Source organism: Fundidesulfovibrio soli, assembly GCF_022808695.1.
GTDB classification, from domain to species: Bacteria; Desulfobacterota; Desulfovibrionia; order Desulfovibrionales; family Desulfovibrionaceae; genus Fundidesulfovibrio; species Fundidesulfovibrio soli.
The window spans coordinates 555177-580910 of record NZ_JAKZKW010000001.1; the positions used below are offsets into that span (position 1 = coordinate 555177).

The 25734-nt window shown below is 66.2% G+C and carries 23 protein-coding genes; 14 read left to right on the plus strand and 9 right to left on the minus strand.

The features are described 5' to 3' along the window. Positions 1–17: 17 nt before the first annotated feature. From MLE18_RS02555 to ppsA, 8 genes are all read left to right on the plus strand, one after another. Entirely contained in the window at positions 18–2054 is a 2037-nt protein-coding gene (locus tag MLE18_RS02555; RefSeq protein WP_243367089.1) for a methyl-accepting chemotaxis protein, read from the plus strand. 243 nt (positions 2055–2297) lie between these two features. After that, positions 2298–2456 (plus strand): rubredoxin, encoded by a 159-nt coding sequence (gene rd, locus MLE18_RS02560; protein WP_243367091.1) that lies wholly within the window; start codon positions 2298–2300, stop codon positions 2454–2456. Positions 2457–2517: 61 nt separating this feature from the next. Next, complete coding sequence (locus MLE18_RS02565) at positions 2518–3723, plus strand: FprA family A-type flavoprotein (protein WP_243367093.1); 1206 nt, start codon at positions 2518–2520, stop codon at positions 3721–3723. A gap of 316 nt (positions 3724–4039) precedes the next feature. After that, on the plus strand, positions 4040–5083 hold the full coding sequence (locus MLE18_RS02570; protein ID WP_243367095.1) for an acyltransferase family protein: 1044 nt from the start codon (positions 4040–4042) through the stop codon (positions 5081–5083). A 283-nt stretch (positions 5084–5366) separates the two neighbouring features. Next, on the plus strand, positions 5367–5849 hold the full coding sequence (locus MLE18_RS02575) for an RrF2 family transcriptional regulator (RefSeq protein ID WP_243367097.1): 483 nt from the start codon (positions 5367–5369) through the stop codon (positions 5847–5849). Positions 5850–5861: 12 nt separating this feature from the next. After that, entirely contained in the window at positions 5862–7163 is a 1302-nt protein-coding gene (locus MLE18_RS02580; RefSeq protein ID WP_243367099.1) for a cytochrome ubiquinol oxidase subunit I, read from the plus strand. Between the two features lie 15 nt (positions 7164–7178). Beyond that, the gene (gene cydB / locus MLE18_RS02585; RefSeq protein ID WP_243367101.1) at positions 7179–8207 is read left to right on the plus strand and encodes a cytochrome d ubiquinol oxidase subunit II; all 1029 of its coding nucleotides are present in this window, start codon (positions 7179–7181) and stop codon (positions 8205–8207) included. 136 nt (positions 8208–8343) lie between these two features. Beyond that, positions 8344–10752, plus strand: coding sequence for a phosphoenolpyruvate synthase (gene ppsA / locus MLE18_RS02590; RefSeq protein WP_243367103.1), 2409 nt, complete (start codon positions 8344–8346; stop codon positions 10750–10752). A gap of 387 nt (positions 10753–11139) precedes the next feature. Here ppsA and MLE18_RS02595 read toward each other — a convergent pair whose 3' ends face one another. Next, complete coding sequence (locus MLE18_RS02595; protein WP_243367105.1) at positions 11140–12420, minus strand: nickel-dependent lactate racemase family protein; 1281 nt, start codon at positions 12418–12420, stop codon at positions 11140–11142. 189 nt (positions 12421–12609) lie between these two features. Here MLE18_RS02595 and MLE18_RS02600 point away from each other — a divergent pair, with 189 nt between their 5' ends. From MLE18_RS02600 to thiL, 4 genes are all read left to right on the plus strand, one after another. Further along, positions 12610–13644, plus strand: a complete 1035-nt coding sequence (locus MLE18_RS02600) for a tRNA-specific 2-thiouridylase (RefSeq protein ID WP_243367107.1) — start codon at positions 12610–12612, stop codon at positions 13642–13644. 165 nt (positions 13645–13809) lie between these two features. Then, entirely contained in the window at positions 13810–14415 is a 606-nt protein-coding gene (locus MLE18_RS02605) for a D-glycero-alpha-D-manno-heptose-1,7-bisphosphate 7-phosphatase (protein WP_243367109.1), read from the plus strand. Beyond that, on the plus strand, positions 14412–15626 hold the full coding sequence (locus tag MLE18_RS02610) for an oligosaccharide flippase family protein (protein WP_243367111.1): 1215 nt from the start codon (positions 14412–14414) through the stop codon (positions 15624–15626). Before MLE18_RS02605 ends, MLE18_RS02610 begins: the two co-directional genes overlap by 4 nt. Then, complete coding sequence (thiL, locus tag MLE18_RS02615; protein ID WP_243367113.1) at positions 15623–16591, plus strand: thiamine-phosphate kinase; 969 nt, start codon at positions 15623–15625, stop codon at positions 16589–16591. The genes MLE18_RS02610 and thiL overlap by 4 nt, the downstream gene beginning before the upstream one ends. Before the next feature lie 61 nt (positions 16592–16652). Here thiL and MLE18_RS02620 read toward each other — a convergent pair whose 3' ends face one another. Genes MLE18_RS02620 through MLE18_RS02635 form a run of 4 tightly spaced genes read right to left on the minus strand, consistent with a single transcriptional unit; the run spans position 16653 to position 20542 of the window. Next, positions 16653–18776 carry a cytochrome b/b6 domain-containing protein gene (locus tag MLE18_RS02620; RefSeq protein ID WP_243367115.1) on the minus strand — a complete coding sequence of 708 codons (2124 nt, stop codon included), beginning with the start codon at positions 18774–18776 and terminating at the stop codon, positions 16653–16655. Positions 18777–18833: 57 nt separating this feature from the next. Beyond that, a complete protein-coding gene (locus MLE18_RS02625) occupies positions 18834–19133 on the minus strand; it encodes a hypothetical protein (RefSeq protein ID WP_243367117.1) in 300 nt (99 codons plus the stop codon). A 4-nt stretch (positions 19134–19137) separates the two neighbouring features. Next, positions 19138–19563, minus strand: coding sequence for a hypothetical protein (locus tag MLE18_RS02630; protein WP_243367119.1), 426 nt, complete (start codon positions 19561–19563; stop codon positions 19138–19140). Further along, the gene (locus MLE18_RS02635; protein WP_243367121.1) at positions 19556–20542 is read right to left on the minus strand and encodes a 4Fe-4S dicluster domain-containing protein; all 987 of its coding nucleotides are present in this window, start codon (positions 20540–20542) and stop codon (positions 19556–19558) included. Before MLE18_RS02635 ends, MLE18_RS02630 begins: the two co-directional genes overlap by 8 nt. 117 nt (positions 20543–20659) lie before the next feature. On the opposite strand from MLE18_RS02635, the gene MLE18_RS02640 reads away from it, so the two are divergent. Continuing rightward, positions 20660–22060 carry a sigma-54 interaction domain-containing protein gene (locus MLE18_RS02640; RefSeq protein WP_243367123.1) on the plus strand — a complete coding sequence of 467 codons (1401 nt, stop codon included), beginning with the start codon at positions 20660–20662 and terminating at the stop codon, positions 22058–22060. A gap of 73 nt (positions 22061–22133) precedes the next feature. Next, the gene (locus MLE18_RS02645; RefSeq protein ID WP_243367125.1) at positions 22134–22418 is read left to right on the plus strand and encodes a sll1863 family stress response protein; all 285 of its coding nucleotides are present in this window, start codon (positions 22134–22136) and stop codon (positions 22416–22418) included. 186 nt (positions 22419–22604) lie between these two features. Here the strand turns inward: MLE18_RS02645 and MLE18_RS02650 are convergent, their stop codons facing one another. From MLE18_RS02650 to MLE18_RS02665, 4 genes are all read right to left on the minus strand, one after another. Then, positions 22605–23102, minus strand: a complete 498-nt coding sequence (locus MLE18_RS02650; RefSeq protein ID WP_243367127.1) for a hypothetical protein — start codon at positions 23100–23102, stop codon at positions 22605–22607. A 76-nt stretch (positions 23103–23178) separates the two neighbouring features. Further along, the gene (gene hemW, locus MLE18_RS02655; protein ID WP_243367129.1) at positions 23179–24312 is read right to left on the minus strand and encodes a radical SAM family heme chaperone HemW; all 1134 of its coding nucleotides are present in this window, start codon (positions 24310–24312) and stop codon (positions 23179–23181) included. A gap of 46 nt (positions 24313–24358) precedes the next feature. Beyond that, positions 24359–25108 (minus strand): GGDEF domain-containing protein, encoded by a 750-nt coding sequence (locus tag MLE18_RS02660; protein ID WP_243367131.1) that lies wholly within the window; start codon positions 25106–25108, stop codon positions 24359–24361. A gap of 40 nt (positions 25109–25148) precedes the next feature. Continuing rightward, positions 25149–25730: an epoxyqueuosine reductase QueH gene (locus MLE18_RS02665; protein ID WP_243367133.1), complete on the minus strand. Its 582-nt coding sequence runs from the start codon at positions 25728–25730 to the stop codon at positions 25149–25151. Between the last annotated feature and the right edge of the window lie 4 nt (positions 25731–25734).

A 25734-nucleotide genomic window follows, 5' to 3' on the forward strand; every position in this document is an offset into this window, starting at 1 on the left:
AGGAAACGGCTGTGCATGTGTTCCATCAGTCACTCGGGTTCCGCGTCCTCTTGCTGATCACCGTCGTCACGGTGACCGTGTTCACGGGCCTGTTCCTGGCCAACTCCACCTGGCAGTCGCGCTCCACCATGGAGCTGGTGACCGCGAACTCCAACCGCGTTTCCCACCTAATGCTCATGGCGGTGGAGGAGCCCATGCGCCTGGGCAAGAACTCCGAGACCGCCGGAGTGTTCGAGAAAATGGCCAAGCGCGATGCGGCGGGGCACATTTTCCTGACCGACTACAAAGGCAACGTGACCTACTCCACCAACCAGAAGGCCCTGCGCAAGGATCTGGCGCCCTTCCTGCGCAGCCAGGCCGTCACCGGCCTGCTGGAGAAGGGCCTCGCCGGCGCCGAGGGTTCCGCCCAGACTGAGCTGGGCGGTTCGAGCTTCATGGCCATGGCCACCCCCATCCGCAACGAGGCCGAGTGCCACCACTGCCACGGGGCTACCAAGCCCATCCTGGGCACCATCGTCGTCCTGCAGGACATCACCTCCACCTTGGCCCAGGCCCGGCATGACCAGCTCATGAACGGCGCCATCTCGCTGTCCGGCCTGGTGCTGCTGCTCTGCCTGGTCACCTGGTTCATGAGGCGGGCGGTGCTGAGCCGCATCCAGGCCATCGTCTCCAACACCGCCCTGGTGCGCCAGGGCCGCCACGACGTGGACTTCAGCATGCGCGGCCAGGACGAGCTGTCCGGCCTGTCCCGCGACCTGGCCGGAATGGTGCGGACCATCCAGGATCAGCTGGAATACAACAAAAGCGTCTTGGAGGGCGTCAACATTCCGCTCTTCGTCACCGACCAGAACGGCGACTTCTGTTTCGCCAACTCACCGCTCTCGAAGATCCTGGGGCACTCGGAAGAGGAGCTCAACTGCCGCCGCGCCGACCTGATCCTGAGCGCGGGCGGAGCGACGCTGGACCTCTGCGCCACAGTGCTGGCCACGGGCACCGCCTCGGGCGGGAAGATCCTCTTCGAGCGGGAGGATGGCGAGATCTTCCCCTTGCATTACGAGGTCTCCCCCCTACGCGGGGCCAAGGGCCAGATGCTCGGCGTGATCGGCGTGCTCATGGATCTGACCGAAGAGGAAGAGGCCAAGGTGCAGATCGAGACGCAGCGCGCCAACCTGATGGACGTGGCGCGGGAGGTCATGTCGGTCTCGGCCAACCTCTCCGAAGCAGCCACCGAGCTGGCGGCCCAGATGGAAGTGGTGGCCCACAGCGTGGAGGACACAGCCGCGCTCACGGCCAACCTCACCAAGGCCATGGACCAGATGAACGACACCGTGCTGGAGGTGGCCCGCAACGCCAGCGAGACATCCAAGGCATCCGAGCAGGCTCAGACGGTGGCCCAGAAGGGCGGCACCGAAGTGAGGCTCACAGTGGACGAGACACGCCAGGTGGCCTCCCGCGCGGAGTCCCTTGCCGAATCGCTCAGCGAGCTGACAGAGAGGGCCATGAACATCGGACGCGTCATGGGCGTGGTGGGCGACATCGCCGACCAGACCAACCTGCTGGCCCTCAACGCCGCCATCGAAGCGGCCCGGGCGGGCGACGCTGGGCGCGGCTTCGCCGTAGTGGCCGACGAGGTGCGCAAACTGGCCGAAAAAACCATGCAGGCCACCGCCGAGGTCAGCCACGCCGTGACCGAGATACAGGACGGCACCAAGCATGTGGCCGGAGGCATGGCCGGAACCAAGGAATCCGTGGAGCACGCCGCCAGCATGGCGGAGCGCTCGGGCTCCGTGTTCTCAGACATCGTGTCGCACTCCGGCCGCATCGCGGACATGATCCGCTCCATCGCATCGGCCGCGGAGCAGCAATCCTCCACCAGCGAGGCCATCAACGACAACGTCTCCCATATCAACGGCCTCTCGCAGGACGTGGCCATGCGCGTCATGGAGGCCAACAAGCGCATCACGGCAGTGCGGGACATGTCCCGCCATCTGGCGGTGCTCGCGGGGCGATTCTCCGGCAACGGCGACGGGGGAAAGGAAGCACTTCCCTCTTGACAGGCGGGCCAGTCGCGCATGATAGCTCTCGATAGTCGCGTGGTGCCCTCCGTAACCGGAGCCCCACCGGCCTGTTGGAGCAGGGAGTTTTTTCCGCGCCGCGCCCCAGAGCCCGGCCGGTTTGCGCAACCGACGAATTGACCTCTTTGCCGCTCAGGCAAGGCTCGCCCCCGTGGCGGAGTCCGGCGCTGGGGGTAAAAAGATGGCGATCCGTCCTTTACCGTTCTCATCTGGAGGATTTTCATGGATAAATATGTCTGCAACGTCTGCGGATATGTGTACAACCCCGCCGAAGGCGATCCCGACAACAACGTCGCCCCCGGCACCCCCTGGGAGAAGGTCCCCGAAGATTGGACCTGCCCCGTCTGCGGCGCCCCCAAGGGCGAATTCTCCAAGGAATAGCATCCCTTTCCACGCCCGCCGGCCCCCCCCGGCGGGCTTCTCCATTTTTGAGGTATCCCCGATGAAATCCGTCGAGATTCTTAAAGACATTCATTATATTGGCGCAGTGGACTGGGACCGCCGCAACTTCCACGGCTACTCCCTCTCCCCCAAGGGCACCACATACAACGCCTTCCTGATCCAGGACGAAAAGAACACCGTGGTCGACACGGTGGACGCCGCCTTTGCGGGCGACCTGCTGTGCAAGATCGCGCACGTCATGCCCGTGGAGAAAGTGGACTACATCGTGGTCAACCACGTGGAGCCCGACCACTCCGGCGCCCTGCCCCGCCTGGTGGCCGCCAGCAAGCCCGAAAAAATCATCTGCTCGATCATGGGCGAGAAGGCCATCAAGGAGTACTACGACGCCAAGGACTGGCCCCTGCACGTGGTCAAGACCGGCGACACGCTCTCCATCGGCAAGCGCACCCTGCACTTCATGGAAACCAGGATGCTGCACTGGCCCGACTCCATGATGACCTACATCCCCCACGACAAGCTGCTCATCTCGCAGGACGCCTTCGGCCAGAACTACGCCACCTCCGAGCGATTCGCGGACGAGGTGGACCAGGCCGAACTGGCCAGGCAGCTCTCGCGCTATTACGCCAACATCGTGCTGCCCTACTCCTCCGTGACCCTCAAGATCCTTGAGGAAGTGGGCAAGCAGGGCTGGGACGTCCAGATGATCGCCCCGGACCACGGCCTGCTCTGGCGCGGCGAGGGAGTGGGCCAGGTCATCGAGGCCTACCGCAACTTCGCCCTGCAGAAGCCCGCCAACAAGGCCGTGGTGTTCTTCGACACCATGTGGCGCTCCACCGAGATGATGGCGCACGCCGTGGCCCAGGGCCTCTCCGACGCGGGCACCCCGGTGACGGTCATGTCCCTGAAGGCCAACCACCACTCCGACGTGATGACCGAGGTGTTCGAATCCGGCGCGGTGCTGGTGGGCTCGGCCACGCACAACAACGGCGTGCTGCCGCCCGTCTCCGCCATGCTCACCTACATGAAGGGCCTGCGCCCCCAGAACAAGGTGGCCGCGGCCTTCGGCTCCTACGGCTGGAGCGGCGAATCCCTCAAGCTGCTCACCGAGCAACTCACGGCCATGCACTTCGACGTGATCGAGGGCGTGCGCGCCAAGAACAGGCCCACCCACGAGCAGCTCAAGGCCTGCGTGGAGCTGGGACGCAAGGTGGCCGAGGCCCTGCAGGCCAAGATCGCCGCGTTCTAGGGTCCCGCCGGCGCGCGACTTCACACGACTCAGCGCAGCCCCCTCTGGATCTTCCGGAGGGGGCTCTTTTTTTGGGGGTGTATGCGGTTGCGCGCCCGGATCGCCAGAAGGATGTCGCGAAGAACTCCGGCGCCTGCCTGTACCACGTGGAGGCCCGGAAGCCGGGCTGGCCTTTGGAAGGTGTGCGGCGGCACGAGATGCCAGTCTTCCTCGTCCGCCCGCGTTGACCATCCCCCCTGTTTGATGTAGTTGCTGGGCGCCGCCCGATTCTGCTCATTCCGCCCGGCGGTTCCATAGCACAACACGTCGACACACCATGACATATACCCATATTCAAGCCCTGCGAGCCATCCTGTGCATCATGGTGGCCTTCGTGCACGTCAAGATCTACCTCTTGAAACAGGGCGACCCCTCGTACTTCATACACGTTCCCGACCTGATCGGCGGCGTGCCCTGCGCATTCTTCGCCATCTCCGGGTACTTCATGGCCTTCCTGGTGGACAGGAACTCCAAGCACTTCCTGGCGCAGCGCCTGGTGCGCGTGTACCCCATGTATTTCATGGTCATCGTCATGGCTTTCGTGATGCGCGCCTTCACCAACCACCAGCTCAACCTGGACGACCTGCCCTACGTCATGTCCCTGCTGCCCTTCGGCATGGGCAAGAGCTACAAGCTGGGCATCGAGTGGACCCTGGTCTACGAGATATGGTATTATCTCATCTGCGCGCTGTTCGCCCGCCCCAAGTGGACGAAGTATTTCCCGGGGTTCCTGCTGGCCTGGCTGTTCGCCTGCATCATCGTCCACATCTTCGCCTTCAAGCCGCCGCAGCCCGTGCCCAACATGCTCAACATCTGGTTCTCCATCTGGAACCCGTCCTTTATATTGGGCGCGCTGACGTTCTATTACATCCAGCGGTACAATGAGCCTTTCACCCAACAGATGATGCTCCTGGTGATGACGGCCGTGTCGCTGGCCTGCCTGGAGCTCTGGGCTGTGCGTTTCTCAGTACTCTACATCCTGGGCGTACTCTCCTGCTTCTTGCTCTACGGGCTCATCAAGCTGGAGAGCCGCGTCAGCTCGCCGCCAATGCTGGCCCAATACGGGGATTATTCATACACGCTCTACCTGATACACACCAACGTCATCATCCTGGTGTTCGACCGCTGGAAGTACTTCACGGATACGCCCCCCGGGCTCATCGCCGGGCTCATGGCCCTGGTTCTCTGCATCGGCGGGGCCTGGTACCTGGGGCAGGTGGATGTCACGGTGCATGCCCGGCTGCGCGTCTGGCTGAACAAGTACCTCAGCCGCAAGGCCGCGCTGTCGGCCCCGCGCCCGCAGACGCAGTCCGGGTCCTGACCGGCAAACCCCAGGTGGAATAATCAAAGGACCCCCGCGTTAGCGCAGCGCGGGGGTCCTTTTTGTTGGTGCGGCCGTACGCGAGGCTTCGTGGCGTAGGGTCGCTATCCCCGCGGGTCCTTGCGGCGCAGCCGCTTGGCGGGCACCGGGGCGTGGAGCGGATAGACGGGGTTGGCCGAACCAATTTGGATATCAGGCGATTTATTTATTATGCTCTGTTGACACCAGGGCCCGGCCTCGATATAGGACAAATCAGCTCTTAATTATCCTGTTTCGAGGCAGCATGAAACTCACCCGCGCCGCAGAATACGCCATCCGTTGCGTCCTGTACCTCTCCAAGCAGCCGTTTGGACTGGTGGTCAGCCGCCGCGAGATCGCCGAGGCCATGAGCATCCCCCAGGCCTTCCTGGGCAAGATCGCCCAGAGCCTGGCCAAGGCGGGCGTCGTGGTGGTGCGCCAGGGCGCGCTTGGGGGAATGGAATTGGCGCTTCCCCCGCAGGAGATTTCTTTGCTAATGGTGGTGGAGGCCGTAGACGGCGAAATACTGGTGAACGAGTGCCTTTCGCGCCCGCAGGACTGCGAGCGCAGCTCATGTTGCGCGGTGCACCGCGTGTGGCACAAGGCCAGGACCCAGTTCCGCCAGACGCTGGGAGCGGCGAACTTCGAAAGCCTCGCCAGAACGGACAGCAACTTGGACCCCGCAGCGCAGTGCGATGCGGCATGCTCCGGCGGAAGATCCGCCACAACTTCAAAAGGCCAGGCATAGGAGAGAAGGCGCATGGACACCTTGATGCTTTCCCGTTTGCAGTTCGCCGCGGCCACCTTCTTTCACTTCATCTTCGTCCCCCTGACCCTGGGCCTCTCCATTCTCGTTGCCTACATGGAGACCCGTTACGTCAGCACCGGCGACGAGATGTATAAGAAGATGGCAAAATACTGGGGCAAACTTTTTCTCATCAATTTTGCAATCGGCATCGTCACCGGCATAACACTGGAATTCCAATTCGGCACCAACTGGTCGCGCTACTCGGCCTACGTGGGCGATATTTTCGGCCCGCTGCTGGCCATCGAGGCCTCAGTGGCCTTCTTCCTCGAATCCACCATGATCGGCGTGTGGGTCTTCGGGTGGGATAAGCTCTCCAAGCGGATGCACGCCGCGGCCATCTGCATGGTGGCCTTCGCCGCCAACCTCTCCGCGCTGTGGATCATCATCGCCAACGGCTTCATGCAGAACCCCCTGGGCTACGTGATGCGCAACGGCCGGGCCGAACTTGACGACTTCGTCGCGCTCATCACCAACCCCTTCGCCTGGAGCCAGTACGTCCATACGCTCTCGGCCGCCTTCCTGCTCTCCGGCTTCTTCGTGGCCGGCGTCTCCGCCTGGCACCTGCTGCGCAAGAACGAGGTGGAGTTCTTCACCCGCTCCTTCAAGATCGGCGCGGTCTTCGCCTTCATCTTCTCCGTGGTCGTGGCCGTCCAGGGCCACGTTCACGGCAACGAGGTGGCCCAGGTTCAGCCCGCAAAGCTGGCGGCCATGGAATCCCACTGGCACACCCAGAAGAACGCCCCCATGTACCTGCTGGCCCTGCCCGACGAGGCCAACAGCCGCAACTCCGTGGAAGCCATCGGCATCCCCAGCCTGCTCTCCATCCTGGCCTTCAACGACCCCAACGCCGAAGTCAAAGGCCTGCTCGATTTCAAGCCCGAGGACCGTCCCCCCGTGGCCCTCACCTTCTGGAGCTTCCGCATCATGGTCGCCCTGGGCACCATCATGCCGCTGCTGGCCCTGTTCGGCCTGCTCAAGTCCAGGAAGCTGCAGGACTACCCCGGCTACCTGCGCCTGATGCTCTACGCCATCCCCCTGCCCTACATCGCCATCCAGGCGGGCTGGGCCGTGGCGGAGGTCGGCCGCCAGCCCTGGATCGTGCACGGGCTCATGCGCACCAAGGACGCCGTCTCCCCGGTGGAGCCGCAGCAGGTGGCGTTCTCACTGTTGGCCTTCGTGGTGGTCTACACACTGCTCGGCATCGTCGACATCTACCTCTTGGTGAAATACGCCAAGAAGGGCCCGGCCCACTAAACGGAGGAAACGGACATGGAACTCGGAACCATATGGTTTCTGCTCTGGGGCGTATTGTGGGCCGTCTACTTCGTGCTGGACGGGTTCGATCTGGGCGTGGGCATGCTCGCCCCGGCCATCGCCACAACTGACAACGAAAAGCGCATCCTCTACAACTCGGTCGGCCCCTTCTGGGACGGCAACGAGGTCTGGCTGATAACCGCCGGCGGCGTGACCTTCGCGGCCTTCCCCGGCACCTACGCGGTGATGTTCTCGGCCCTGTACACGCCGCTGATGCTCCTGCTGTTCGCCCTGATCTTCCGGGGCATCAGCTTCGAGTTCAGGGCCAAGGTCGAGAGCGCAAGCTCCAAGAAGATTTGGGACGTGATCCACGCGGTGAGCAGCTTCCTGCCCGCCCTGCTGCTGGGCGTGGCCTTCGCCAACATCTTCAAGGGCATCCCCATCGACCAGAACGGCATCCTGCAGGGCAACCTGTTCACGCTGCTCAACCCCTACGGCCTGTGCGGCGGCGTGCTGTTCGTCTGCGCCTTCCTGATGCACGGGGCGCTGTTCCTCTCCTGCAAGACCGAGGGCGTGCTGCACGACAGGGCCCTCAAGGTGGCCGAGAAGCTCTGGCCCGCCCTTCTGATGGTGGCCGTGCTGTTCCTGGTGCTCACCGCCCTTTACACCAAGCTGTTCGCCAACTACCTGGCCAACCCGCTGCTGTTCGCGGTGGTGCTGCTGCCCGTGGGCGGCCTGTTGATGCAGCGCGTGTACATCGGCCAGCGCCGCCTGGGCCTGGCCTGGACCGCCTCCGCCGTGACCATCGCCGGCGTGGCCCTGTTCGGCGTGCTGGGCATCTTCCCGGCGCTGCTGCCCTCCAGCTTGAACCCGGCGTGGTCCATGACCATCCAGAACAGCTCGTCCTCGCCGCTGACGCTCAAGATCATGCTCGTCGTGGCCCTGACCTTCGTGCCCATCGTCATCGCGTACCAGGCCTGGGTCTACAAGACCTTCTCCCACAAGGTGACCGAGAAGGAGCTGGACTACGACGAAGCCTACTAGGCCCAGTCGCCTGAACGAACGATACCAAAGCCCCCGTCGCGCAAGCGGCGGGGGCTTTCTTTTGGCGGCCCGTCCTTCCCATGCGCCCCGCCCGCGTGCTATCCTCGCTACAATCCCACTTAGCCGGAGGCCCCAAATGAGCAGAGACGACGCACTGATCCTCTGGTTCGACGAGATAACCAGCGAGGACGTCCCCCTGGTGGGCGGCAAGACCGCCTCCCTGGGCGAGATGTACCGCGAGCTCGGCCCCAAGGGCGTCACCGTGCCCGGGGGCTTCGCCATCACCGCCACGGCCTACCGCCTGCTGCTGGAGCGCAACAACGCCCGCGAGACCATCCGCTCCATCCTGAACGGCCTGGACACCCACGACATGGAGAACCTGGCCCTGCGCGGGCGCAGGATACGCGCCCTGGTCCGCTCCCTGCGCTTCCCGGACGAGCTGCGCCGCGCCATCGAAGAAGCCTACGCCAAGCTGGAGGCCCGCTACGGCGCTGGCTGTGACGTGGCCGTGCGTTCCTCGGCCACCGCGGAGGACCTGCCCGACGCCTCCTTCGCGGGCCAGCAGGAGACCTACCTGAACATCCACGGCGTGGAGGAGCTTCTGGAGGCCTGCCAGCGTTGCTTCGCCTCGCTGTTCACCAACAGGGCCATCTCCTACCGGGTGGACAAGGGCTTCGACCACTTCGCCATCGCGCTCTCCATCGCTGTGCAGAAGATGGTCCGTTCGGACCTGGCCTCCTCGGGCGTCATGTTCACCATCGACACCGAGTCCGGCTTCAAGGACGCCGTATACATCACCGGGGCCTGGGGCCTGGGCGAGAACGTGGTGCAGGGGGCCGTCTCCCCGGACGAGTATTACGTGTTCAAGCCCACGCTCAAGGCCGGGTTCAAGCCGGTGCTCATGAAGAAGGTGGGCGAGAAGGCCATCAAGATGGTCTACACCGACGACGCCAAGTCCCCCACCAAGAACGTGGACGTGCCCCTGGCCGACCGGGGCCTGCTGGTGATTGACGACGAGGAGGTCCTGTCGCTTGCGCGCATGGCCTGCACCATCGAGGACCACTATTCCGCCAGGGCGGGCTACTTCAAGCCCATGGACATCGAGTGGGCCAAGGACGGCCGCACCGGCGAGCTGTTCATCGTGCAGGCCCGGCCCGAGACGGTGCACTCCCGCAAGGACGCGAACGTGCTGCGCTCCTTCGTGCTCAAGGGCACGGGCGCGGTGGCCGCCAAAGGCAAGGCCGTGGGCGAGGCCATCGGGCGCGGCGCGGCGCACGTCATCAAGGAGGCCTCCAACATCCGCGAGTTTCGCAAGGGCGAGGTGCTGGTCACGGACATGACCGACCCCGACTGGGAGCCGATCATGAAGATCGCCTCGGCCATCGTGACCAACCGGGGCGGGCGCACCTGCCACGCGGCCATCGTCTCGCGCGAGCTGGGCATCCCCTGCGTGGTGGGCACCCTGGACGGCACGGACCGCATCCCCGAAGGGCAGGACGTCACCGTGGACTGCTCCCAGGGATCCGAGGGCGTGGTCTACATGGGGCTTCTGGACTTCGAGGTGCAGGAGCTCAACCTCGAGGGCATGCCCAGGCCCAAGACCAAGATCACCATGAACCTGGCCTCCCCGGAGCAGGCCTTCGAGAAGAGCTTCATCCCCTGCGACGGCGTGGGCCTGGCCCGGGAGGAGTTCATCATCAACTCCTACATCCGCATCCACCCCCTGGCCTTGCTGCGCTTCGGCGAACTGACCGACAAGAGCGCCAAGGCCGAGATCGCCCGCATGACCCAGGGCTACACCGACCTGGCCCAGTACTTCGTGGACAAGCTGGCCGAGGGCGTGGGCATGATCGCGGCGGCCTTCTACCCCAAGCCGGTCATCGTGCGCCTCTCCGACTTCAAGAGCAACGAGTACGCCAACCTCATCGGCGGGGCGCAGTTCGAGCCCAAGGAGGAGAACCCCATGATCGGCTGGCGCGGGGCCAGCCGCTACTACTCCGACAACTACCGGGAGGCCTTCGCCCTGGAGTGCCGGGCCATCCTCAAGATCAGGAACGAGATGGGGCTTACCAACCTGGAAGTGATGATCCCCTTCCCGCGCACCGTGGAGGAGACCCGCAAGGTGCTTGATACCATGGCCGCCTACGGTCTGAGGAAGGGCGAGAACGGGCTGCGCGTGGTGGGCATGTGCGAGATTCCCTCCAACGTCATCCTGGCCGAGGAGTTCCTGGAGGTGGTGGACGGCTTCTCCATCGGCTCCAATGACCTGACCCAATTGATTTTGGGCGTGGACCGGGATTCGGCACTGGTCGCCCACGTGTACGACGAGCGCAACCCCGCCGTGCTCAGGATGGTCAAGCAGGTCATCGAAGTCAGCAACCGCCTGGGCAAATACATCGGCATCTGCGGGCAGGCCCCCTCGGACTACCCGGAGTTCGCGCAGTTCATCGTGGAGTGCGGCATCCAGAGCATGTCGCTCAACCCCGACACGGTGATCAAGACTACCCTGGCAGTGGCGGAGTTGGAAAAGAAGCTGGGGCGGTAGGACTCAGATAAATCAGCGGGTCCGGTTACTTGTACCCGGGCCCGCGTTTCATTGGGAGTCCAGAGGGGCGAAGCCCCTTTGGCCGCCGGAGGCTTCCCCTCACGACGGCCGATGGGATTCACAGAATGCCTCCGGCGGCCAAAGGGAGTTCCTCCCTTTGGAATCCCATACGGCTTCGCGGTCACATTTCCACACCTTTCGTTCTGCCGGGATGAGACATGCCAGCTCCTGCCGGGGCCTGCCCGACGCCGATGCGGATGATGTTCTTCAAATACATCGGCCGCTTCGGCGCCGGGCAGGCCCCGGCAGGAGCTTATAGAGCTTCAAAATGATCGAGGGGGGCGGGATGCATACATCCCGCCCCCCTCGGTTATTCACCTGTAGAAACTATTTGCCCTGCAAGGGCACCACGTAGGGCCCTTCGGGAATCACCACCACGTCCTTGTCGCCGCAGGCGGCCAGCCATTTGGCCAGGGCCGCCTCCAGGTCGTCCACGACCTCAACGCCGGTCAATGCCTTGTCCTCCTCCTTGAGGCCGCGCGTGTACAGGCAGATGGAGCCCTTGCGCATGGGCTTAAGCTGCATCTCGGTCTGCCACTCGTCGATGCTGGCGCGCTGCTTGGGCATGATGTCGCTCAAGAAGCCGTCCACCCCAAGGGCCACCAGGCGCTTCTGGGCGTCCACGTATTCGGGCGAGCCCATGCCCTGGGTGCAGGCGCTGGCGATGAACAGCTTGCCGCCCTGCTCCAGGGCGTCCATGGCCCCCACCATGCCTTTCACGGTCTGGTAGTAGGTGGAGTCCAGCGGATACCCGGCCGCCGAGGTGATGACCGTCTTCCAGGTGCGGTCCAGCTTGATCTCGGAGTAGGGCCGCGTGAAGGCCACGGTGTCCAGGTGGCTCTCCTCCAGGGGGCCGAAATTGAGGTAGGAGACGCGCCTGTGCTCGTCCAGCACGGTGTTCACGGCCCAGACGTCGCCCAGCATGGCCACGCCGTCCAGCTGGTCGCGGTGCAGGGGGTTGCCTTCCAGCACGCAGTTGGCCGAGGCCCGGCACTCCAGGAAGGTGGCGGTGTGGAAGCGGGTGATGGTGTCGTGGTGGGCGATGCCGGGCAGGATCACCTTGCGCCCGCCCGAGTAGCCCGCCATGAAGTGCGGCTCCACCAGGCCGGTGACGAGCTTGAGGTCGGCCTCCACGAAGCGCTTGTCCACCTTGATCTGGGTGCCCTGGCTGGAGGCGCCCAGCAGCACGTGGTCCTCGTCGTTGCGGGCGAAGTGGTTCTCCACGCGCACGGTCTGGAGCACCCAGTCGGAGCCGATGAGCTCGCGCAGCTCCTCGCCCTCGTTGGGGCGGTGCAGGCCGGTGGCCACCAGCACGGTGATGGCCTTGGGGTCCATGCCCGCGTCCATGAGCCGCTTGATCACAACCGGCAGGATCATGCCGTTGGGAACAGGGCGGGTGATGTCGCAGATGAGGATGCAGGCCGACTTGCGGCCCTTGGCGGCCTCGGTGAGAGGCGGGCCGGAGGTGGGGTTGTCCAGGGCGCGCTCGAGGGCCTGGGCGGGGTCGGCCAGCACGGGCATGGCCTGCTTTCGTATCACGGTGACGTTGCAATCCTCCGGCAACGCCAGTTCGTAACCTGTCTTCCCGTAGTTGAGGGTCACTTTCATCTGCTGGAAACCTCGCGATAGGGTTGAACCGGGGAAATGCGCCGCCAGAATACGTCGCAAGCGGTCTCAATGTCACGTAATTCCGAGACGGCCCGTCAGGAATCCCGGCCAGGTGGTTAACAAGCGGCTCCGCTCCTGTTACGTGTCCCACCGGAGACAACCACCCGTGAACCCACTGAGAAACCGGCCATGAGTACCGCCGTCGCCGTTTCCGGCGGCATGGACAGCCTGCTGGCCCTGGCGCTTCTGCGCGACCAGGAGCCGGATGTGCTGGCCCTGCACGCCCACTTCCTGCCGCCTGACGCCGCGCAGCTGGCGCTGGCCGAGGCCCTTGCCCGCCAGTGCGCGGCGCTGGGGGTGGCCTTCGAGGCCGTGGACCTCTCCGGCGAGTTCCGCCGCGAGGTGATCGAGCCGTTCGTGGCGGCCTATGTCGACGGAAAGACGCCCAACCCCTGCGCGGGCTGCAACCGGGACATGAAGTTCGGCCTGCTGGCGGAACACGCGGCCCGCCTGGGCGCGCGGCGCATCGCCACGGGGCATTACGCCCGCCTGGGCGAGTCCGGCGAGCTGCTGCGCGGTGCGGACCCCGTGAAGGACCAGAGCTATTTCCTCTCCCTGGTGCCCGCGGCATCCCTGGCCAGGGCGTGCTTCCCCCTGGGCGGCTGGCGCAAGGCCGACGTGCCCGCCGAGCTGGCCCGGCGCGGCCTGGCCCCGCCGCTGCCGCGCGAGAGCCAGGAGGTCTGCTTCATCCCCGGCGACGACTACCGCGCCTTCCTGGAGGCCCAGGGCGCCCGGCTCCCCGGGCCCGGCCCCATCCTGCTGGAGGACGGCAGGCGCGTGGGCGGACACAAGGGCCTTTGGCGGCACACCATCGGCCAGCGCAAGGGACTGGGCGTGGCCTGGAGCGAGCCGCTCTACGTGCTTGAGAAGCGGCCGGAGGCGAACGCCCTGATCGTGTGTCCCAAGTCGGCCCTGGACGTGCTGGAATGCTCCACCGAAATGGCCAACGTGCTGGTGCATCCGCAGGACTGGCCGCAAGAGACTCTTGCCCAGACCTGCTACCGCCAGCGCCCCCGCCCTGTTGGGGCTGAGTTGAAGGACGGGCGGCTGCGGCTGCGCTTCCACGCCCCCATCCCCAGGCCAGCGCCGGGGCAGACCGCCGCCCTGTACGACGCATCCGGGCGCGTGCTGGCCGCCGGGGTCATCACCGGAGCCGGGGCCTGAGCTGGAGCCTGAGCGCAGGCCGGGCGCGGGGCTTGAAGCGCCGCCCCACTTCCTATAACTGCCTGGGGGCATCCACAATCAAAGGCACCCTCGTGAAATCTTCTTCGATATGAACGCATCCCCCGCGACCCCAAACGTCCTTATGGACATTCCCGGGAGAAGGCCGTGAAGCCGCCCAAGAACGTGCTCATCGACCGCGACGGCACCATCATCGTGGAGAAGCACTACCTGCACGACCCGGCCCAGGTGCAGCTTGTGCCCGGCGCCGGCGAGGCCCTGGCCCGGCTGACGGCCGCCGGGGCGCGGCTGTTCGTGGTAACCAACCAGTCGGGCATCGGGCGCGGCTATTACGCCCTGGAGAACTTCCAGGCCGTGCAGGAACGGCTGGCCGAGCTGCTGGCCCCCTACGGCGTGGCCTTCGAGGCCGTGGCCCACTGCCCGCACGCCCCGCAGGAATCATGCGGCTGCCGCAAGCCCGCCCAGGGCATGTGGTGCGACCTGCGGGATCGCTTCGGCCTGGACGCCGCCGAAACGGCCATGATCGGGGACAACGCCTCGGACGTGGCTTTCGGGCTGGCCTGCGGGCTGGCGGACTCCGTGCTGGTGCTCACCGGCCACGGCGGGCGCTTCGCGCAGCAGCTGGAGCTGCCGGAGCTGGCCTCTGGTTGGATGCGCCTCGAACCGGGCCTGGAGGGCCGCCCCACCGCCCTGGCCGCGGACCTCCCCGCCGCCGTGGACTGCCTGCTGCATCCCGGGAAGACCGCCCCGTGAGCGCGGCCAAGCGCTTCGCCTCGGCCCTGGCCGGGCAGTGGGGGGCCACGCTCTACAACGCCGTGCTCTCCACCCTGCTCTCCTTCGCCCTGGGCCGCTTCCTGGGGCCGGAAGCATTCGGCGGCTACAGCTACATCCTCACCATTGCCTCGCTGTTCGCCATCCTGCAGGACGGCGGCTTCTCCACGCTGATCTTCCGCGAGACCGCCCACCCGACGCAAGGCCTGGAACACAAGATCCCGCTCATGCGCCAGGCCCTGGGGCATGCCGCCCTGGTCACTCTGGCGGGCGCGCTGCTGGTGCTGGCGCTGCCCCTGCGCGACAAGCAGGCCATGTACCTGGCCCTGGCGTATTACGCACTGTTCTCCGCCGGGAACTACGTTTCGGCCGAGCTGAAAGGGCACGGACTGTTCGAGCGCGAGGCCCTCTGGCGCATGTGCGTGCGCACGCTCACCTGCACGGGTGTGGCGCTGGCCCTGTGCCTGCCCTCCCCGGGCCCGACGGCCATCTTCGCCGGGTGGCTGGCAGGCCAGGCCGCGGCACTTGCATTGCCGCAGGCCGCCCACGCCCGGGTGCTCCCGGCTCTTCGCATCGAGCCCTCCCTCTACCGCAGCTGCGGCTCGTTCCTGCTCATCAGCGCGGCCACCACCATCTACTTCAAGTCCGACATCATCCTGCTCACCCAGTTGGGCGGCGACCAGGCGGCGGTGGGCCAGTATGCGGCGGCCTACAGGCTCATTGAGGCGGCAGTCCTGTTCTGCACCCCGCTGACGCACCTGTTCTTCCGCAAGCTGCGGGTGGGCCTGAACCAGCCGGCGCAGTTCAGGCGCTCCCTGCGCATCATGCTCGCGGTGATGTGCGCCCTGGCCGTGAGCGGCACGGCCCTGGCCATGTGGCTCGGCCCCTGGATCATCCACATGGCCTTCGGGGAGCGCTACGCCCACGCACAGACGCTCTGCCTGTGGCTGCTGCCCTCGCTGCTGTTCATCCTGCCCAACGGCGTACTCACCCAGGCCCTGGTGGCCGTGGGCCGCGAGGGCTACTACGCCCGCGTGACCATCGCCACGGCCCTGGCCAACGTGGCGCTCAACGTGGCGCTCATACCCTTCCTGGGCGCGGAAGGCTCCGCGCTGGCCACCGTGTGCACGGAGGCAGTGCTCACCGCCGGGCTTGCCGCTGGGCTCTGGCTGGGCTACCTCAAGCGGACATGAAAACTTCCCCTTTTCAAAGCGAAGACCACTTCCTGGAGGCCATCTCGGACCGGTTCCCCAACGCCCACCCGCACATGACCGTGGGGCGCGGCGACGACTGCGCCGTGCTCGACTGCCCCAAGACCATGGTCATGACCTGCGACATGTTCGTGGAGAACGTCCATTTCCGCCGGGCCAATTTCTCCCCGCAGGACGCCGGGCACAAGGCCCTGGCCGTGAACCTCTCGGACATCGCGGCCATGGGCGCCAAGCCCGTGGGTTTCTGTCTGGGCCTGGCCGGACCGCCGGACACGCCCTCCGCCTGCTGGGAGGGCGTGCTGGACGGCATGGCCGCCCTGGCGAACAGTACTGGCATCCCGCTGGTGGGGGGCGACCTCAACGCCTGCTCCTCCATGGTCATATCGATCACGGTGTGGGGCGAGCCGGGGGAATCCGGCAGGCTGTTCCAGCGCAGGATGTGCCACCCGGGGGACGTGCTCTTCGTGGTCGGCGAACTGGGCCTGGCCGCCGTGGGCCTTTCCAGGCTGGAGTCGGAGGGCCCCGCCTGCGCGGGGAGCTGGCCCGATGCCGTGGCCGCGCACCTGCGCCCGGAGGCCAAGCTGGCCCAAGGGCTGGAGCTTGCGGGCTTCAGGGGGGTGCGCGGGCTCATGGACGTCTCCGACGGCCTGGCGCGGGACCTGCCGCGCTTCCTGCCCGACGGCCTGGCTGCGGAGCTGTCCATCCCGGAGGATATGATCCACGCCGAAGTGATCCGCCACGCCCGCGATACCGGGCGCGACCCGGCGGAGCTTGCCGTCATCGGCGGGGAGGACTACGCCCTGCTCGGAGCCTGCCACCGCAGCATGTTCCTGGAGCTCTACGGGCGCATGCCCGGCATGTGGCCCATCGGCCACGCCGTGGAGGGCCAGGGGATCACCATCAACGGGAAGCCCCTGCTGAACAAGGGGTTCGACCACTTCGGCTGACCTTCCGCAAAACGAAGAGGGGGCCTTGGCCCCCTCTTTCTCCATCCGCGCCCGAGCGACGCTATTTCTTAAAGTGTTTCTTGAACCATTCGCTGTGGTGCTCGGCTGCCCAGGCCCGGCTGACCTTGCCGTCCACCAGCGCCCGCCAGGTGCCCGGGTTGGCCACCGTGCCCAGGTAGGCATGGGCCAGGGCCACGGCCACGAAGAGCACGCCGCCCACGCCGTGGATGGTGGCCAGCACCAGGGCCGTTGAGGCCGAGAGGCTCTGCTTCCAGATCAGCGGGACGCCCGTGGCCGCCATGACGAGCGTCAGGGCCAGGCTCAGCCAGAAGAAGACCTTCTGCCCGGCGTTGAGACGACCTGCCGGGGCGTGCCCGTCGTCGCCCTTGCGGCCCAGGTAGCCGCCGCGCAGTGCGAACCAGGTGCGGTCGTAGCTGGTGAACACCGCATCGCGCGCCCAGAGCGCCGCCGCGTACAACCCCGCGCCCGTGAACACCAGGCCCGCGGCCCAGTGCCAGACGATGGCCGCCTTGTAGGAGCCGAACAGTGCCTTGGCCAAGGTGGCGTTGCTGGTGAAGAACACGTAGCCCGTGGCCGCCAGCGCCATGAAGGCCAGCATGCGCAGCAGGTGTGTCCAGCGCTCGGCCAGGCCGAAGCGCTCGATCTCGCCGGGCTCGCAGCGGGCGTCCAGGCCCTTGGGCCCTTGCCCGGTGTAGTGCAGGGTCAGCAGGAAGCCCACCAGCAGGATGATCCAGCTCCCGTAGGGCACCACGGCAGCCTGGTAGAAGGCGTTCAGCCTGAAGGCGGCGTGGCTCACCCCCAGGATGCGCGCGTTGTCGGTGTACACGGGCTTGCCGTCCGGTCCGAACATGTCCGCGACCTGGCGGCCCAGGAACATGTTGGCCTTCTCGGAGTGGCAGTCCGCGCAGCCGTTCGCGCCCAGGGCCAGCTTGGCCGGAGCCACGTTGTGGTTGATGTTGAAGCCCTCCATGTGGGCCACCCAGGTCTCGTCCTTGCGAGTGACGACCTTGCCGTCGGGGCCCAGCTCATGAATCTCGCCCCCCTTGTGGTAGGCGGGGGCCACGGCCTTGAAGCGCTTGTTGCCCTTGAGCGCCTCGTTAAGGGCCGTGAGCATCATGCCGATCTGCTCGGGGGTGTGCAGTTCCGGCTTGGCCGGGTTCTTGGCCTGCAGCTTGGGGGCGACCAGATCATAGGCCTTCTTGATCTCGCGCATGAACAGTGGCGTGTACGTGCCGTCCGCGTCGCGGTTGGTCCAGGTGACCACCAGCAGCGGATTCACGGGCGATATCTGGCCCCGCTTGAGCAGCTGGTAGCGCGGCTCCCACTTGAATTCGGCGCCCATGCCCTTGGCCCCGATCTTGGGGTAGTTGACCATGCCGCCGCTGGTGACGTCGAAGCCTTCACCGCCGGCCCGGTTGATGGCCGGGATGTGGCAGGTCTCGCAGGCCAGCATTTCCAGGTGGCTGGGGCGGATGAAGGCGTGCTCGGGCCTGGGCGCGCCCATGTAGCCTGTGGTGTGGCAGTCCGCGCACTTCTTGATGGTGTTGTCCAGGTCGTCCCGCACGGTGGAGACGTTCTCCTGCCCCTTGGCGAAGTTGTGGTTCTTGTCCGAGGGGTGGCAGCTCACGCAGGACATGCCCCGCATGTTGTGCACGTCGTGGTTCACGCGGTCGTTCCAGGAGAAGCCGCGCTTCTTCATGTCCGACATGCCGTGGCAGAACACGCAGTTTTCGCTGGGGGGCTCGGCCGGGAAGTCCAGGGCGATCTTGCCGTCCTGATTGAAGAAACGCAGGTTGTAGCTCACCGTGGGCTGCTTGCCCTCGTCCACGAAGCCCTCCACCTGACCGATGCCGGAGGCGGCCGTGGCGGCCCAGCGGAAGTTGAGCTTCTTGAGCTGCTTGTTGCGCTCCTTGGAATTGTAGTTCGGCAGGTGGCAGATGAAGCAGTCGGCCTCCACCACGCCGGTCTTGTCCCACTGGCTCTTGAAGTAGTCGCCGTCCAGGCTGGAGGCCAGCTTGGGGTCCTCCTTGAGGCGCGCGTCGTAGCGCTTGCCGTCGCGGTCGAACTCCAGGCCGCCGCCGCCCGGGTGGCAGCCGCCGCAGCCGGGAACGCCCATGTTCTTGGCGTCCTTCTCGCCGGCAGCCGCGAACATGAAGGGGGTCATGTCGATCTGGTCGGGGTTGTCGTTGCTCTTTTTCGCCAACTGGCGAAAGGACGGGGGTCAGAACTTGCCCATCATGCCCGGGGAGAGCACCCAGGGCTTATCCTTGCTGAAATCGTCGCGGATGACGTCCCACCCTTGCTGGAAGTGGTAGCCCTTGGTGATGGCCGCGTAGTCGTGGCAGCCCTCCGCGCCGCAGGTCTGGCGGGTGGAGATGGGCTTGTCCGCGTTCTGGCCGGTTACAGGGTTGATGACCGATCCGTCCTCGGCACGGAGCATGAACGGCGGGCAGCTCCCGGCCCAGGCGGACGACGCCGCCAGCGCCAGGAGCAGCCCAGCGAGCAGCCGCAACGGTTTCATGTTCTCACCTCCGGTTTATGGGTGCACGCGCATCGGCGCGTCTTCTGGCGAGCATAAGCAGCGCGGCCAGCCCGATGGCCATGGCCGCGGCAAGGTGCGTCCAGTCCACGAGCATGACCGTCAGCGGGGAGAAATCCACATCCGGCAGGTTCTTGAGCACCCGGACGGCCCCCGTGAGCACCAGGACGCCAAGAAGCCAGAGCCGCGCCCGGCCCAGGGCGGCGGGACCGCCCGTCATGAGCCGCCGGGCCAGCCAGAACAGAAGCAGCGCGGCCGCTGCATAGTGCAAGCGATGGGTGAAGAAATAGTCGGCGGTCCAGCCGAAGCCGGGGATGGAGGCGATGCCGTAGCGCTTGAACACGGGCATCTGGGCCACGCCGGAGACGGCCAGCACGGCCATCGCGATCCTGTAGATCCAGGCGCTATTCATGGGAGCCTCCCTTGGCTTCCCTGGAAGCCAGAATCCTCTTCGTGCCTTTGAGCAGGGCCGAGGCCGCGCCCGCCAGCGGGGCCAGCAGAACGGCCCAGGCCAGCGTGTTGGAGTCGGCCATGGAATCCGCCACGGAGGCCAGGTGCGGCTTTCCCGGCCCCTTGGCCACGGCGGCTTCGAGCTTCTCGAAGGGCACGGGCGAATAGTAGATCGTGTTGGTGCCGCCGTTCTCCTCCAGGCCGTAGATGTACCCGCCCCGCTCCCTGGCCATGCGCCTGGCCGCGGCCGCCAGTTCGTTCCTGGGGCCCACGCTCTGCACGGACTGGGGGCAGGCCTCCACGCAGGCCGGAAGCTGGCCCGTGGCCACGCGGTCCTGGCAGCGGTCGCACTTGAACATCACGCCGTTGCCCGCCATGGTGGGCAGGATGTGCAGATAGAGACCCACGCCGGACTGGCGCTGCGGGATCTGCCAGGGGCAGACGTCGCGGCACTTGGCACCGCCCAGGCAGACCTCCGCGTCGATGGACACGGTGCCGCTCTCCCGCTTGGAGGCGGCCCCCCAGGGGCAGAGGTTGGCGCAGGGCGGGTTCTGGCAGTGCATGCAGCGCCTGGGGATGTGGACCTCCTTGCCGTCCACCCTGGCGCTCTGGATGAAGAGCCAGTTGTAGGGGGTCAGGCGGGTGTCGTCCCCGCGCTTGTCGGAGAAGTCCTCGTTCCTGGTACCTGGCGGCAGCAGCGTCGGCAGCGGCTTGACCGGGTCGGGGTATCTGCTGGCGTTGACCTCGCGGCAGGTTTGCACGCAGGCCCCGCAGCCTATGCATTTGCTCAGGTCCAGAAGGGTTGCGGTCTCGCCGCCGGACGCGGGCAGGGCAGCCGCGCGGGCGCGGTCCGGCAGCAGCGCCGCCGTGCCGCCAAGGCCGAGGGTTTTCAGCAGTGTTCTGCGCGTGATGCGGCTGTTAGGAGCGATGTGTTTGAACATGCCCTGCATGAGCACGGAACATGCCAACAGCAGACAGCTGATTTAACAGATTTTATTTTACAATTGCCTGCATGTGACCGTATAGTGCATATACAGATGCATACACAGGTGGTCAGCATGGATATCGGAAAGCACTGGCGGGAGATCTGCCACGCCATCCAGGAAGGCGTTTTCATCGTGGACCCGCAGGGCCGCATCGTCATGGTCAACGAGGCCATGACCAGGCTCACCGGCTACGAGACAGGCGAGCTTGTGGGCAGGCCGTGCGCCCTGTTCGGCTGCGACTCGTGCGCCAAGGAGCGCGCCCGGGTGCGCGGGGCCTGGTGTCCGCTCTTCGCCGGGAAGGAGACGCAGGCCAAGCGCTGCCACATCCGCCGCAAGGACGGCTCCACGCTGCCGGTGTTCAAGAACCAGTCCCTCATCCGCGACCAGGACGGGGCCGTGCTGGGCGCTGTGGAGAGCGTGCTGGACCTGACCGAACTGGACCGCCTGGACCGCAGGGTGGAGACCCTGGCCCGCCTGCTGGACCAGCCCGGCAGTTTCCACGGCATGGTGGGAAACTCGGTCCCCATGCGCAGGCTCTACGACATTCTGGAGAAGGCCGCCCGCTCCGACGCCCCGGTGCTCCTGCTGGGCGAGTCGGGCACTGGCAAGGAGCTGGCCGCCCGCGCCATCCACGAGCTGGGTGGCCGCAAGGACGCGCCCTTCGTGCAGCTCAACTGCGCCGCGCTCAACGAGAGCCTCCTGGAGAGCGAGCTGTTCGGCCACGCCAAGGGCGCGTTCACCGGGGCGCACAGGCAGCGCCGGGGCCGCTTCGAGGCGGCCCACGGGGGCGACATCTTCCTCGATGAGATCGGAGACGCGCCTCTCTCCATCCAGATGAAGCTGCTGCGCGTGCTGGAGACCAAGAGCATCGAGCGCGTGGGCGAGAACAGCCCAGTGCCCGTGGACGTGCGCCTCATCGCCGCCACCCACCAGGATTTGCCCTCCCTCATCGCCCAGGGCCGCTTCCGGCAGGATTTCTATTTCCGCATCAACGTCATCCCCATCGAGCTGCCTCCCCTGCGCCAGCGCATGGAGGACCTGCCCCTGCTGGCCCGGCATTTCCTGGAGGCCATCGGCGCGCGCGGCGGACAGGAGATCACCGGGCTTGCCCCCGAAGCCATGGAACTGCTCATGGCCCACGGTTGGCCCGGCAACGTGCGCGAGCTGCGCAGCGCCCTGGAGTACGCGGCCGTGCTTGCCCAGTCCGGACGCATCGAGGCCCGGCATCTGCCCCCCGCCCTGCGGCGGGCCGCGTCAGTACAGGAGCCGTCCTCCTCCCCCCGTCCGATTCCGCACGCGAACGTCGCCCCGGATGCGGCTGGAGAGGCGCAAAAGAACGCGCTGATCGAGGCATTGCGCCTATCCGGCGGCAACAAGAGCCAGGCCGCGAGGCTGCTGGGCGTGACGCGGCTCACCGTGCTCAACAGGATGCGCAAGCACGGCGTTACCTGCGGACACACGGTAGAGGGCTGAAGAAGCCAACCACTCCTTGACCGCCCTCCATCCGAGGGATATCTCATGGAAAAATCCAGCCAGGAGAAAAGCCATGCCGGAGCGCGAAAAATTCCGCGCCCAGATGGAGGAGAAGCTCAACCATCTGAAGGAACGCATCGAATCCACCAAGGCCAAGGCCGAGACCAAAGGCCAGGACTTCATCAAGAACTACGAGCAGGATCTGGCCAAGCTTGAATCCAAGTACGACCTGGCCCGATACAAGCTCTCACTGCTGCGCTCGGGCAGCGCCTCGGCCTGGGGCGAACTGCGCGAGGGCTTCGAGAATGCCTACCACGATTTGAAGGACGCCCTGAGCAAGGCCAAAGAAAAGCTCTAGGGCGCTCTCCCCCTGCCGGTCGGCAGGGGCTGCGAAGGGCGGATCGAGCAAAACCGATGCTGGTGGCGGCTGGTTTCCGAATTGGCCGCCCGCCGTGTCATCTGCTTGGCCATTGAATTGAAAAACCGCGATGCGCCGGGGCGCATCGCGGTTTTGCTTGTGTTGAGCCGGTTATCGGGCCGGGCGCTACTTCTTCTTGCCCTTGTTGATTTCTCCCATCTCCAGCAGAAGGCCGTCCACACCCAGGGTGAGCGCCAGGCCCTTGGTCTTGGTGCGCAGCTTGAGCACCACGCCGTTGGAGTTCTCCAGCCAGAGCACACCCTTGCCGTCCCCGGCGGCGTACCCCGCGCGAGCCTGGAAGTATGCTCCAGGGAAGTCCTCAAGTTTACTAAGGTTATACACCTCGCCTTCTGCCGTCACCTTGGAGACGCCAAGGCCGCCGACACCCAGGCTGCCGATTTTGAAGACGTGCTTGCGCCCCTTGAAGGTGAGCACGCCGTTGCCGCCCGAGGCGCTCAGGATGAACCCGCCCTGGCCGAATTCCATGGTCAGCTTCCCGTCACTGATTGGCGTGCCGCTGGGGCCGGACTTCCCGGCGTCCTGCTGGGCCAGAGCGGGCTGTGAACCGAGGGTGAGAAGCAGGGCGAAAACGCCCAGGAACAGGGATAACGTCCGTGACGGCATATGCGGCTCCTTGGAAGGTGTTGGATTCATGGCCACCTTCTGACAGCAACGGAGCTTTAGCGCAATCCCGCAGGCCTCAATCGGGAAACAGGAACCGCCCGATGATCAGGTTGCTCACCAGCATCCCGGGGCGCGTCAGGCGCAGGCTGCCGTCGCGGATGCGGATCAGGCCCTTCTGGTTCAACGCCCCGAGCAGCTTGCCCTCGGACGCGGCCAAGTCCCGGCCGGTGAGGCGCTTGTAGTCGCTCAGGCGCATGCCCCTGGAAGTCCTCAGGGCCAGCATGAGCATCTCCCGCCCCCGCACCTCGGGCGTAAGCGTCTCTGCGCCGGAGCCCCAGGCGCTCTTCGCGGCCGCCTGCAGATAGGCGGCCACGGTGCGCGGGTTCTCCCAGCGCCTGCCCCCGATGGTGGACACCGCCGAAGGGCCGAGGCCCAGGTAGGCCCGCCCTTCCCAGTAACCCTGGTTATGGCGGGAGAAAAAGCCCATGCGCCCGAAATTGCTGATCTCGTAGTGCATGTAGCCCATCTCTTCCAGGTAGTCCCCGCCGTTCACGTACATCTTCGAGGCCTCGTCCTCGCCGGGTTGCGCCAGCCTCCCTGCCTCGGCCTCCGCCGCCAGGAGGGTGCCCGGCTCCAGGGTGAGGCCGTAGGCCGAAATGTGCTCCGGGGCCAGGCGGGCCGCGGCCTTGAGCGTGTCCAGCCAGCCCTTGAGGCGCTGCCCGGGCAGGCCCCACATGAGGTCCAGCGAAAGGTTGGGCACCCCGGCCGCGCGAAGCCTCTCAACAGCCGCATGCACATGCATGGCCGTATGAGGGCGGCCCAGCGCCGCGAGTACGTCGTCCTGCAGGGACTGCACGCCCAGCGAGACCCGGTTCACCCCTGCCGAACGCCACAGCCCGATGAGGTCTTTCTCCACGCAGGATTCGGGGTTGGCCTCAATGGTGAACTCGGCGCCGGGTGCAATGTTGAAGTGACGCTTGAGGGTTTGCGCCAGGCGCTCGAAGGCCCAGGCAGGCAGGAGGCTGGGCGTGCCGCCGCCAAGGTAGACCGTTTCGACGGTTGGGTTGCCCAGGAGCTTCCCGTAGTGGGCCGCCTCCTTGGCCAGGGCCTTGCCCCAGGCCTCCAGGGCGTCCATGTCCATGACCTCGGAGGCGAAGGCGCAATAGCGGCATTTGGAGACGCAGAAGGGTACGTGGACGTAAAGCAGCATGGACTCTCCCCAGGGGGGCGGCGGGAAGGCTGTGCGGCCCGAAGCTTCAGACCTGATTCACGGCGTCGCGGCAGGGGTTGCTGGGGCTGCGCAGGGAGGCGTCCGCATTCTGGACCACATCGATCAGGGTGTCCTCAGGGCGGACCGTGGCGACCCCGCAGGTCACCCCCACCTGCACGACGGTGTCCCCATGCTTGAACTCCAGGGAGGCCAGATGCGCGCCCATGCGGTCGGACACGATGCGGGCGGCGCCCTCGTCGGTGTTGGGCAGCAGGAGCAGGAACTCCTCCCCGCTCCAACGCGACACCACGTCGTAGGGCCGCACGGTCAGGGCGGACTCCCGGGCCAGCTTTTTAAGCAGCTGTTCGGCCGCTTCCTGGCCGTGCTGCGCCCTGATCTCGCCCAGGCGGTCCATTCCCACCAGGATCACGGAGAACGGCACGCCGTTGCGCTGGAAGCGGGAGAACTCCTCCATCATGCGCTCTTCGATGTGGCGCCTGTTGAAGAGCCCCGTGAGGGCGTCGGTGCGGGTGCCCAGGTCGAACTGGCGGTGCAGCTGGCCCAGGCTGGCCTTGGCGTCGTGCAGGTCGGTCATGGCCTGCTGCAGGTCGCGCGAGCGCTCCAGCAGGGCGTGCTCCAGCTCCACGCTGGTTTCCAGCAGGCGTTTTTCGGCCCGCATGCGCCTGTTCCTGTCCAGCAAGAGCCAGACGAGCAGCGCGGCCTGGAGGACCAGGAGCCCAAGGCCCACGACGACATTGAACGTTGAGAAACACCAGACGGATGCTTCGTTGACCATGGCCAGCCTTCCTTGGGGCCGAGCGGCCTGCCCGCCGCGTTCAGCTCGGGGTGACGCAGCGTCCGCCCCGTGCGGCCGGGGCGGGCTTGCCAAGTTTCTTCCTGTACCGGTCGAATTCGGAATGGACGCACCCGCAATAGGGCTGGCGGTAGAGCCCCCACTCGCGGGAGAGACGAACGCCCTCGTCCCAGCCGTCGCGGTAGTCATCGTAATGGAAGGCGACTCCGTGGGCGGCGGCGGCCTCCTCGCCTGCGGCGCGGATGGCGGCGTGGTCCTGGTATTTGCTGTAGAGCAGCGTGCTGGTGAACGCCCCGCAGCCCAGGGCCTTGGCCTCCCGCGCGGCCCGGTCCAGCCGGAGCGCGTAGCACCCGGGGCAGCGTGCGGCCTCCCGGAAGGCGCTCATGCGCAGGAACAGCGCCGGGTCGTATTCGGCGTCGGCGCAGTCCAGCGGAGCCTCCAGGCGGGCGCAGACGGCCTCCAGGGCCTCCTTGCGGCGCAGATACTCCATGAGGGGGTGGATGTTCGGGTTGTAGTAGAACACCCGGACCGCCTCCCCCCTGCCCATGAGCGTCTGGAGCACGGTGATTGCGCAGGGGCCGCAGCAGGCGTGCACCAGGATCACGGCG

Coding starts and splice junctions, on each gene's coding strand:
- MLE18_RS02650 (WP_243367127.1), bottom strand. CDS start 23,102: ATGCCGTCACGGACGTTATCCCTGTTCCTGGGCGTTTTCGCCCTGCTT.
- thiL (WP_243367113.1), top strand. CDS start 15,623: ATGAAAACTTCCCCTTTTCAAAGCGAAGACCACTTCCTGGAGGCCATC.
- MLE18_RS02620 (WP_243367115.1), bottom strand. CDS start 18,776: ATGACCCCCTTCATGTTCGCGGCTGCCGGCGAGAAGGACGCCAAGAAC.
- MLE18_RS02660 (WP_243367131.1), bottom strand. CDS start 25,108: ATGGTCAACGAAGCATCCGTCTGGTGTTTCTCAACGTTCAATGTCGTC.
- MLE18_RS02635 (WP_243367121.1), bottom strand. CDS start 20,542: ATGTTCAAACACATCGCTCCTAACAGCCGCATCACGCGCAGAACACTG.
- MLE18_RS02595 (WP_243367105.1), bottom strand. CDS start 12,420: ATGAAAGTGACCCTCAACTACGGGAAGACAGGTTACGAACTGGCGTTG.
- hemW (WP_243367129.1), bottom strand. CDS start 24,312: ATGCTGCTTTACGTCCACGTACCCTTCTGCGTCTCCAAATGCCGCTAT.
- MLE18_RS02640 (WP_243367123.1), top strand. CDS start 20,660: ATGGATATCGGAAAGCACTGGCGGGAGATCTGCCACGCCATCCAGGAA.
- rd (WP_243367091.1), top strand. CDS start 2,298: ATGGATAAATATGTCTGCAACGTCTGCGGATATGTGTACAACCCCGCC.
- MLE18_RS02600 (WP_243367107.1), top strand. CDS start 12,610: ATGAGTACCGCCGTCGCCGTTTCCGGCGGCATGGACAGCCTGCTGGCC.
- ppsA (WP_243367103.1), top strand. CDS start 8,344: ATGAGCAGAGACGACGCACTGATCCTCTGGTTCGACGAGATAACCAGC.
- MLE18_RS02630 (WP_243367119.1), bottom strand. CDS start 19,563: ATGAATAGCGCCTGGATCTACAGGATCGCGATGGCCGTGCTGGCCGTC.
- MLE18_RS02565 (WP_243367093.1), top strand. CDS start 2,518: ATGAAATCCGTCGAGATTCTTAAAGACATTCATTATATTGGCGCAGTG.
- MLE18_RS02570 (WP_243367095.1), top strand. CDS start 4,040: ATGACATATACCCATATTCAAGCCCTGCGAGCCATCCTGTGCATCATG.
- MLE18_RS02645 (WP_243367125.1), top strand. CDS start 22,134: ATGCCGGAGCGCGAAAAATTCCGCGCCCAGATGGAGGAGAAGCTCAAC.
- MLE18_RS02580 (WP_243367099.1), top strand. CDS start 5,862: ATGGACACCTTGATGCTTTCCCGTTTGCAGTTCGCCGCGGCCACCTTC.
- MLE18_RS02575 (WP_243367097.1), top strand. CDS start 5,367: ATGAAACTCACCCGCGCCGCAGAATACGCCATCCGTTGCGTCCTGTAC.
- cydB (WP_243367101.1), top strand. CDS start 7,179: ATGGAACTCGGAACCATATGGTTTCTGCTCTGGGGCGTATTGTGGGCC.
- MLE18_RS02625 (WP_243367117.1), bottom strand. CDS start 19,133: ATGAAACCGTTGCGGCTGCTCGCTGGGCTGCTCCTGGCGCTGGCGGCG.